This window comes from Geobacillus sp. LYN3 (assembly GCF_003064505.1).
Taxonomy (GTDB): Bacteria; Bacillota; Bacilli; order Bacillales; family Anoxybacillaceae; genus Parageobacillus_B; species Parageobacillus_B toebii.
Window position 1 is genome coordinate 1 of sequence record NZ_QCWL01000010.1, and the last position, 8,561, is coordinate 8,561.

10 protein-coding genes are annotated in these 8,561 nt (G+C 42.1%); 2 read left to right on the plus strand and 8 right to left on the minus strand.

Going from position 1 to position 8,561, the window contains the following annotated elements; genetic code table 11:
• Positions 1 to 73 precede the first annotated feature (73 nt).
• The 8 genes from DCC82_RS15960 to DCC82_RS15995 all read right to left on the minus strand — a co-directional run bounded on the left by DCC82_RS15960 (position 74) and on the right by DCC82_RS15995 (position 6,699).
• On the minus strand, positions 74 to 664 hold the full coding sequence (locus tag DCC82_RS15960; RefSeq protein ID WP_062755240.1) for a hypothetical protein: 591 nt from the start codon (positions 662 to 664) through the stop codon (positions 74 to 76).
• 112 nt (positions 665 to 776) lie between these two features.
• Positions 777 to 995 carry a hypothetical protein gene (locus tag DCC82_RS15965; protein WP_062755238.1) on the minus strand — a complete coding sequence of 73 codons (219 nt, stop codon included), beginning with the start codon at positions 993 to 995 and terminating at the stop codon, positions 777 to 779.
• A gap of 84 nt (positions 996 to 1,079) precedes the next feature.
• The gene (locus DCC82_RS15970) at positions 1,080 to 2,204 is read right to left on the minus strand and encodes a cupin domain-containing protein (RefSeq protein WP_062755236.1); all 1,125 of its coding nucleotides are present in this window, start codon (positions 2,202 to 2,204) and stop codon (positions 1,080 to 1,082) included.
• A 14-nt stretch (positions 2,205 to 2,218) separates the two neighbouring features.
• A complete protein-coding gene (locus DCC82_RS15975; protein WP_108430494.1) occupies positions 2,219 to 2,716 on the minus strand; it encodes a DinB family protein in 498 nt (165 codons plus the stop codon).
• Positions 2,716 to 3,654 carry a fumarylacetoacetate hydrolase family protein gene (locus DCC82_RS15980; RefSeq protein WP_108430495.1) on the minus strand — a complete coding sequence of 313 codons (939 nt, stop codon included), beginning with the start codon at positions 3,652 to 3,654 and terminating at the stop codon, positions 2,716 to 2,718. The genes DCC82_RS15975 and DCC82_RS15980 overlap by 1 nt, the downstream gene beginning before the upstream one ends.
• An 11-nt stretch (positions 3,655 to 3,665) precedes the next feature.
• Positions 3,666 to 4,091, minus strand: coding sequence for an acyl-CoA thioesterase (locus DCC82_RS15985; protein ID WP_108430496.1), 426 nt, complete (start codon positions 4,089 to 4,091; stop codon positions 3,666 to 3,668).
• A gap of 27 nt (positions 4,092 to 4,118) precedes the next feature.
• The gene (locus DCC82_RS15990; RefSeq protein ID WP_187252167.1) at positions 4,119 to 5,345 is read right to left on the minus strand and encodes an FAD-dependent monooxygenase; all 1,227 of its coding nucleotides are present in this window, start codon (positions 5,343 to 5,345) and stop codon (positions 4,119 to 4,121) included.
• A gap of 64 nt (positions 5,346 to 5,409) precedes the next feature.
• Positions 5,410 to 6,699, minus strand: a complete 1,290-nt coding sequence (locus DCC82_RS15995; protein ID WP_062755227.1) for a phenylacetate--CoA ligase family protein — start codon at positions 6,697 to 6,699, stop codon at positions 5,410 to 5,412.
• Positions 6,700 to 6,899: 200 nt separating this feature from the next.
• Here DCC82_RS15995 and DCC82_RS16000 point away from each other — a divergent pair, with 200 nt between their 5' ends.
• Together DCC82_RS16000 and DCC82_RS16005 are read left to right on the plus strand one after the other, a co-directional pair.
• Positions 6,900 to 7,661 (plus strand): IclR family transcriptional regulator, encoded by a 762-nt coding sequence (locus DCC82_RS16000; RefSeq protein WP_108430497.1) that lies wholly within the window; start codon positions 6,900 to 6,902, stop codon positions 7,659 to 7,661.
• Between the two features lie 16 nt (positions 7,662 to 7,677).
• A complete protein-coding gene (locus tag DCC82_RS16005) occupies positions 7,678 to 8,448 on the plus strand; it encodes an IclR family transcriptional regulator (RefSeq protein ID WP_108430498.1) in 771 nt (256 codons plus the stop codon).
• Positions 8,449 to 8,561: the final 113 nt, after the last annotated feature.

An 8,561-nucleotide genomic window follows, 5' to 3' on the forward strand; every position in this document is an offset into this window, starting at 1 on the left:
ACCCCTGCATCATACCAAGAGGGCTTTTTTCTTTCAAGTCCCCGAAAACCTTTCTAACAGGAATGCTCCTTAATTATATAACATAAAACTGATTTCCAATTAATCCTAGAGGCCAGTGTCCATGTTCCAGCACAGCAATTAAGGAAAGAAATGGATTTGTTTCCCAGCCTTCAATATCAGAAACTAGCTCCCATGCGCATGCCATCCCGCCGATATACATCATATAACATACCGCTGTTGTCACCACAGAAGATCCATATCGTCCCAACGCGGCAAATAACTTGTCAAAACAATGGTGAAAAATCAGTGCCGGCACCTCATCCGCGAGAGTGAGCAACGCATCCAACCTGCCTGCTTGTTCCGCTTGGTGCTTTATTTTCTCTGGTACCTGCTGCAATTGCGGCCATACATCGTTGTATTCCAACTTCATTTCTTCTAAAAACGAAGGAAGCTCTTCTTCCGCTATCCACTTTATTTCACAATGTTTTAGACCGAAGAAATGAGCAAATTCTTTAATTGCTTGTTCTACTTGCTCATCATTTTTTTCTGCAAACGATGACAACCAATTTACTCTTGATAAACGTTGAAGCAACCGATCCACCCGTTCATCGTTTAGACAGAGTACATCTTTCGTTATCGTATTTGTATTCGGGAATGCAGCCATTTCCTTTCTCCTCCCATCTATTGAATCGATAGCGCTTTCAAATGATTTTTCGTTGTCCTTTCTCTTCTTTTTTATTTTGTCTAGAATCCTTTTATCTCGTTAAAAATATTTTTTAAGAAAACGAACGTATAATTTTTCCATTATTATCCATAATAATACGCTGACTATATTTTTCCTGAACGAAAGAAATAGCTAAAGCAGAAATAATACAAGGAACAGCAAATACTAGAAAATTACTGCGCAAGGAAAGGTGCTGACTCAGCAAAAGTATATGAAAACGATGCAAAGACTGCTCATCAATAAGATGATTGACATATATTTTTTCCGCCATCGTTACCAAACCCTCTTTATCCCCATCAATATAAAAACTACCATCCCCCCTGTAATCATAGAAAAGATCACAGGGGAGATTGATTTACACAACGCCTACCTCCGGTTTAAACTCACTAACAACCTGTTGATATCCATTATTGTTCGGATATTCCTCTTCCCGTTGCAAACCAAGCTTCTCCATAATCGGCAAATCATTTGCGCAGAATAATAGCGCTTCCTCATTCGAAGTATTAACATGCTCATGCCAAGCCCAGTTTGGAATCACGAAATAATCTCCTTTCGTCCAGTCAAAGCGGACGCCGTTAATGACGGTATACCCTTCTCCTTTAAATACGTGGTAAATAGCCGAATACGTATGGCGATGGGCTTTGGAATGATAGCCTGCCGGCAGCTTCTGCATCCAAGCCGCAATATTTGGATTTGCTGTATGTCCTGTCGATGGATTGATATATTCTACGGCAATGCCATCATAAGGATCTGGTTCAAAATCGCTTAATCCTGTCAACGCAGCTTCTGTTTGTTTCCATTTATATAGCCCTAACGGCGCTACTTTTGCTTTACGGTCGCTGATTGGCCGAACCATTCCGCCCCGATATTTCCGCGCCGAGTAATCATCCGGCAACGACGGAGGTTCAATGCCATCTGGATAAGGTTCAAAGAACGTGCCGCCTGTCGCATAAATAAACGGAATATCCAGACAATCCATCCAAAACATTGGCCCATCTCCCGGATGGCTATGGCCATGCCATAACCCTCCCGGAGTAATTAAGAAATCCCCTTCTTCCATAAATAACCGTTCCCCTTGTACTATCGAATAAGCTCCTTTACCGTTGGTAATGAAGCGCATCGCACTTTGGGTATGCCGATGAGAAGGTGCCGTTTCCCCCGGCAAAATAAGCTGTACGGCAGCGTACAATGTATTGGTTGTCGAGGCCCATCCCCATGGCTGGCGGTGCTTTAATCCTGGATTTTGCAGGTAAATGGCTCTTCTTTCGCCGCCGCGCTCGGGAGTAAAAATTTGTGTCGCTTCTAACAGCAACTTCCGAATCGTTTCTCCTTTCCATAAGTATGGAACCGCTTCTGGAGTCGGCTCCTTATGCATTAAATCCGGAATCGCTTCCCATAGCGGCCCTAAATGATACTGTTCGATTTTTTTCGTAAACTCTTTTACTTCCTTGCTTTGGAAAAACGGATTGGCTTCTGCCATTTTTTCGCCCCTCCTTACGCTTTTTGTTGCGACTCATATTTTTTTAAGTTTCTTTCGATCTGTTTATTGTGGTTTGCTAAATGTTCCGTGATAAAATGTTCGACTAAAAAAGTCATCGGTTTTATTCCAAATTTCGGATTGCGGTGAGGCGCTTCTAACGCTAAATCCGCGTCACTTAACGAAGCAAATTGTTCATTGGCAAACTGTCTTGCTTGTTCGATTCCTTGGATGACATCAGAAACAGCTCGTTGATCTGCCTGACGGACCGCTGCTAATCTTGCTTCATCTTGCAAACCTCTTCCCCATTCTGTACCGCCCGCTTGAATGACACGGACAAGCTCTCTTGTCCAATAGCCAATCACTTCTTCCACATGACAAAGTATCTCCATAATAGACCATTCCTCGGCGGATGGTTTCCAACGAATCACCTCTTCTGTCAATGTTTTTGCTTTCTCGATAATTTCATCAATCGATTGATTCATTTCTTCTTGGTACTGTTGAATTTTTGACATTACCGTCCCACCTCCACGGCGTTCGATACTGCTTTAATACGATTTTCAAGAACTCCTATCTTCTCTACTTCAATCCGCACCACATCCCCATCTTGCAAAAATACTTGCGGGTTCCGAGCCACCCCGACTCCACCAGGAGTTCCCGTGCATACAACATCACCAGGTTCAAGTGTCATAATATGAGATAAAAATTCCACAAGATAATGAACATTAAATACAAGATTTTTCGTATTGGAACGCTGCCGTTCTTCCCCGTTCACCGTCAACACAATCTCTAACGAATGAGGATCAGGAATTTCATCTTTCGTCACCAGCCACGGGCCCATAGGCGCACTGCCATCCAGCGTCTTGCCTTGCAGCCATTGCAGCGTTCTGCGCTGCAAATCCCTTGCCGTTACGTCATTTACGATCGTATATCCCGCCACATAGTCTAACGCATCGGCCTGTGATACATTACGCGCTCGTTTTCCAATCACAAACGCAAATTCTGCTTCATAGTCAAGCTGCTTCGTAATCGGCGGAAGCGGAATATCATCTTCCGGACCGATAATGGTATTGTTAAATTTTGCGAAAATAACCGGATACTCTGGCAATTCCCGTTTCATTTCCAAAATGTGTTCCCGGTAGTTATGGCCTACGCAAATGATTTTATTTGGCTTTAATATAGGCGCTTCGATTTTGACATCCGAACGGTTGATGACAATGCCATTGGCCAAGGCGAAATCAACCGCTTTGTACGCTTCCTCAAAACTCTTTTCGCCGCCTTCTATCAGTTCTATTGTGTTGGATGGGACTAACGCCGCTGCCAGTTGTTCTGCTCTTGGATAGCCTTTTGCTTTCAATAACTGAATATATGCCTTGTTGAGATCCACTACGTTTTCTCCGACAATGCATCCTGCCCGAACGATCTCTCCGTGTCGATAGTTAATAATTTTCATAATCTTCCCCCTTACCCTAATACCTGTATATTGTCGCTCGACGCTTTCTTCATTTTTTCTCGAATTTCATCCGGAATAGACACTGCTTTCGGCTTTCCATTTTTAAAGTTCGCCCAAACACGTATCTCATAGCCTTCGGCAATCATCTGTTCTCCTTTGAAAAATTGATGCTGAATTTTGAAGACCTTATCCCGCAATTCGACGATCGCTGACTTTACACACACCTCATCTTCAAAAAAGAGCGGAGATTGGAATCGACATTTTGCTTCCACAATTGGTACACCTGTATAATCTTCATGAAATAGCCTCCAAGTGGAAAATCCCAATTTGGAAAAATAGTGATGCGTTGCTTGGTCCATCCATTTATAAAAATTAGGATAAAACACAATGCCAGCAGCGTCCGTATCTCCCCAGTTTACCTTGAATTGATACTCCATATGTTTCACCCAATCTTTATTTTTCAATTAATATTTTGTCGACAGTTGAGGCGGGCCCGATTTTGGACCATATGGCCCCTCATCCAGCCATTTGCCTAAGCGCGGCAAAATTGGCGCTAAAGAAGCAGCTACTTCTCGTTTCATATTCATCATCGGAGAGCTGCCTTGAATATGCTCTAACGCTATCCCGGCACAATCACGATTGTACCGCGCGGCTATACGGCGTTCTTCTGCGGCAACAGCAATAGCCTCTTTCGCTTCTTCTTCGGTAAAAGCGTGGAGAGCAACATGGATAGCTTTTGCAGCAACAATCGCATCCGGTACCCCAGAATTCATCCCACGCGCTCCAAACGGCGCAAACAGATGTGCCGCTTCACCAGCAAGAAGAACGCGACAATGAGCATCGGTAAATGATTTTGCTACCACTTGATAAAACCGGTATGTCGACACCCATGTAATACGATCCGCATATTTAGGATGCATCACTTTTGGCAACCATTTCTTTACCCCTTCTACACTTCCAAACTCCTCTGGATCGTCTCCTTCTAATAGTTGCAGGTCAATACGCCACCCCCCTGCAAACGGAACATATAAAACATTTCGTCCATCCACTGCTGGGTGCTGATAATGGAAGATGCGCTCAAGCGGTAGCGGATCTGTTTCATCTTCTCTCACATCGACAACAACAAAGTAGTCTTTTGTACGCGGCCCTTCCATTTCAATTCCAACCGACTGTCGGACAGTAGAACGAGCTCCATCGGCGGCAATGACATAGTCACACTGCCATTGTTCATTCGATTCAGTAATCACGGTTACTCCTTGCTCATCCACTCGAACATCTTTGACTGGCGTTCCCCATATGAATTCGACTCCTGCATCTAGACAAGCTTGATAAAGAAACTTTTCCGCTTCTACTTGCGGCAAACTCGTAAACGGAGGAAGCGCTTTCGGATCGGGAGATGGATAGCGTTTTACATACACTTCTTTTCCACGGAATAATGTCCGCTTGACTGGCCAAACAACTCCATGTTTTGTAAATGTATATCCTAATCCTGGAAAAATATCCTCCAAATGTTGTAATGTCGCTTTATGAAAATAAATAGCTCTACTACCTGGACGAAGCCGATCCTTTGGTTCTGCTTCAATGACGATAGCTGGAAGGCCAAGATGACGTAACGCCAAGGCTGCTGTTAACCCAATCGGTCCAGCACCAACAACAAGAACAGGGTATCGACCTGATTTCACCTTACTCACGTAAAATTCCCCCTTATCCAATTTGAAATCGTTTTCGATTTTTTAACTGCTTTACCGTACTGCATCAACCAACTTGATTCTTACAATCCCGTTCATCAATAACCCGTTTGGACTTCATAGTAAAACGAGGCAATGAACCTGGCGCTACTCTTTCCACTTCTATTCGGATACCGATTCGCTCCCGCAGGCGATCTGCCAATAAAGGTTCAATATCCGTTTCTGTTTCTACTTGTACCTTTACTTGATCCATTTCATTTTGGGTGTAATAAACGATGCGAAATTCCTTAATTTCTGCAAATTCCCGCACAATTGCTTCAATGGATGACGGGAAGATATTAACTCCACGTATGATCACCATATCATCTACTCGTCCGATAATACCGCCAGGCAAAAATTTATATGGATTTCCACAGGCACACTGTACAGTAGAATGGATGACCATATCCCTTGTACGGTAACGAATGAGCGGATAACCGTAGCGGCTGAAATTCGTTAGCACCAGTTCTCCCCGTTCTCCTTCTTTCACTGGCTGCAGTGTTTGCGGATCAATAATCTCCACTAAAAATTGAGCCTCATTGACATGAATTCCTTTTTGTTCAGAACAGGAATATCCATAAGCCCCCATTTCCGTCATCCCGACGTGGTCATACACTATTGCTCCCCACAATTTTTCTATTTGCTTTCTTGTCGAAGAAACTGATCCACCAGGTTCTCCTGCGGTAATAATCGTTCGAACCGCTGTATGGCGCAAGTCGATTCCCATTTCCCCCGCTACTTCCGCTAAATGCAATGCATAACTAGGTGTACATAGTAGAACAGTAGCTTCATTTTCAATCATACTGTACAATCTCTCTTTCGATGACTGTCCGCCGCCAGTAATTACAAGCGCTCCTGCCTCTTTTGTTGCCTCATAAGCAGCCCAAAAACCGATAAACGGACCAAAGGAGAAAGCAAGAAAAACACGATCCCGATTCGTAACTCCGCTTGACTTCAATACTTCCATCCAGCAATCTCTCCACCATTTCCAGCTACTTTCAGTATCCAAAATTTTAAGGGGTTTACCCGAAGTCCCAGATGTCTGATGATAACGAATATAACTAGTTTCTGGATAACAATGGTTTCTTCCAAATGGCGGATACATTTTTTGATCCTCGACTAATTCCTCTTTTGTCGTAAACGGCAGTTTCTGAAAATCTTCCATCGTTCTGATCGGCAAACAGATATGTTGAAATTTTTCTTTATAAAATTCATTAAATTGCGATACAAACACTAGCAGTTCATTAAGCTTCTGCAGTTGATATTCACGTAACCCTAACTCTGTTTCTCGTACTTGTAAGGTAACTCCATTTTCCATTTCCTCTCCCCTTTCTGCTTTCTTTTCTCATATAATCATCATTTTAATATTAAGAACATTCCTAATATTATGTTATATTATAGTTGTACCGGATAAAAGTTTCTTATTCTTCTATGCGAAACAAAACAAAATTATTTCATAAATATCATTCAGCATGAAAACGATTACAAAAAATCGATAAAAATGAAGGGAGCGAAGGTATGGAGAAGTATAAAGAACGAACGACGTTTTCCTCTTTAGAAAACGCATTACGATTATTAAATCTTTTTTCGATGGATGAAACAGAATTAAGTATCGCGGATATTTCCAAAAGATTGAATATCGGGAAAAGTACAACCCATCGATTATTGCAAACTTTAAAAAGCGAAGGATTTATCAAAAAAGACCCTAAAACTAATCTCTATTCTCTTGGAACTTCATTGCTTGCGATGAAAAAAATTATCCTTTCCCGTTTCTCTATTTGTCAAATTGCTTTTCCTTTTTTAAAAGAACTAGTTAACCTGTCTGGAGAAAGCGCACATATCGCTACTTTATGGGACACCGATATTATTTATCTAAACAAGCTAGAATGTGACCATCCTGTTCGGTTGCTTTCCTACATTGGCAAGAGAAATCCAGCTTTCTGCACTAGCTCCGGCCAAGCAATTCTTGCCTACCAGTCAAAAGACGCCATCGAAAATGTCATAAAAAAAGGACTTACTCCATTTACATCCAAAACGATTACCTCACCTCAGAAATTTCTTGAAAAACTCTCTCGAATCAAACAACAAGGATATGCACTCAGCATGGAAGAATTACATGAAGGTGTTGCATCGATCAGTGCACCGATTTGGAATCGCAATGGCGAAGTACGTTATTCTGTTTCTATCGCCGGACCTATACAACGAATCAATGAGAACTCCGTTCCTCATTTGGCACAACTAGTCGTTAAGACGGCAAAATTGCTGTCTCTAAAAATGTGAAAACAGGAGGGAAAATATGGAAAATTATGAATATATGCTGACGTCCGTAAAAAACGGACTGCGAATTTTACGGCTATTTTCAATAGACACTCCCGAATTAGGCATTACGGATATTTCTATACGCTTAGGTTTACATAAAACTACTGTCCACCGTCTTATAAAAACGTTAGAAAAAGAAGGCTTTATCGAGAAAAACCCAAAAACACGTAAATATCGTCTCGGAATTTCTCTTTTAAATTTAAGCGGCATTATTGATATCTACACAGAAATTTACAGAGAAGCAATCCCTGTATTAGAATCCCTCACTCACAATCTAGGGGAAGCTGCCCATCTATCTGTATTAGAAGGAGCCAATACCGTTTACCTTTACAAAATTCAATGCAAACATCCCGTGCGTTTATTATCCCATATCGGAAAAAACAATCCTTGTTCCTGCACGAGCTCCGGAAAAGTAATTTTAGCTTTTCAAACAAAAGAAATGACCGATTATGTGATTAGCCAAGGATTGCCAAAGTGTGGCCCTAATTCCATTACCGATCCCGATCAATTTCGCAACAACTTAGCAGATATCCGCAATAAAGGCTACGCAGTCTGCATTGACGAGCTGCATGAAGGAGTAACAAGCATTGCCGCCCCGATTCGTGATTATTCGGGAGATGTCGTTGCTGCTGTCAGTGTGGTCGGCCCAAATCAGCGGATTACTCCTGCTGCTATTCCGCGTTTTGTAGAATACGTTTGTCGAGCAGGAGAAGAAATTTCTCGATTGCTTGGATATTACGATGACTAGTTTAAAAGAAAAAACCCTCCTTACATCGCTTAGCCAAAATGTAAGGAGCATTCCTGTTAGAAAGGTTTTCGGGGACTTGAAAGAAAAAAGCCCTCTTGGTATGATGCAGGGGT

Bases quoted from the DNA above. Each gene is read 5' to 3' on its own strand.
- DCC82_RS15960 (WP_062755240.1), bottom strand. From the start codon at position 664: ATGGCTGCATTCCCGAATACAAATACGATAACGAAAGATGTACTCTGT.
- DCC82_RS15965 (WP_062755238.1), bottom strand. From the start codon at position 995: ATGGCGGAAAAAATATATGTCAATCATCTTATTGATGAGCAGTCTTTG.
- DCC82_RS15970 (WP_062755236.1), bottom strand. From the start codon at position 2,204: ATGGCAGAAGCCAATCCGTTTTTCCAAAGCAAGGAAGTAAAAGAGTTT.
- DCC82_RS15975 (WP_108430494.1), bottom strand. From the start codon at position 2,716: ATGTCAAAAATTCAACAGTACCAAGAAGAAATGAATCAATCGATTGAT.
- DCC82_RS15980 (WP_108430495.1), bottom strand. From the start codon at position 3,654: ATGAAAATTATTAACTATCGACACGGAGAGATCGTTCGGGCAGGATGC.
- DCC82_RS15985 (WP_108430496.1), bottom strand. From the start codon at position 4,091: ATGGAGTATCAATTCAAGGTAAACTGGGGAGATACGGACGCTGCTGGC.
- DCC82_RS15995 (WP_062755227.1), bottom strand. From the start codon at position 6,699: ATGGAAAATGGAGTTACCTTACAAGTACGAGAAACAGAGTTAGGGTTA.
- DCC82_RS16000 (WP_108430497.1), top strand. From the start codon at position 6,900: ATGGAGAAGTATAAAGAACGAACGACGTTTTCCTCTTTAGAAAACGCA.
- DCC82_RS16005 (WP_108430498.1), top strand. From the start codon at position 7,678: ATGGAAAATTATGAATATATGCTGACGTCCGTAAAAAACGGACTGCGA.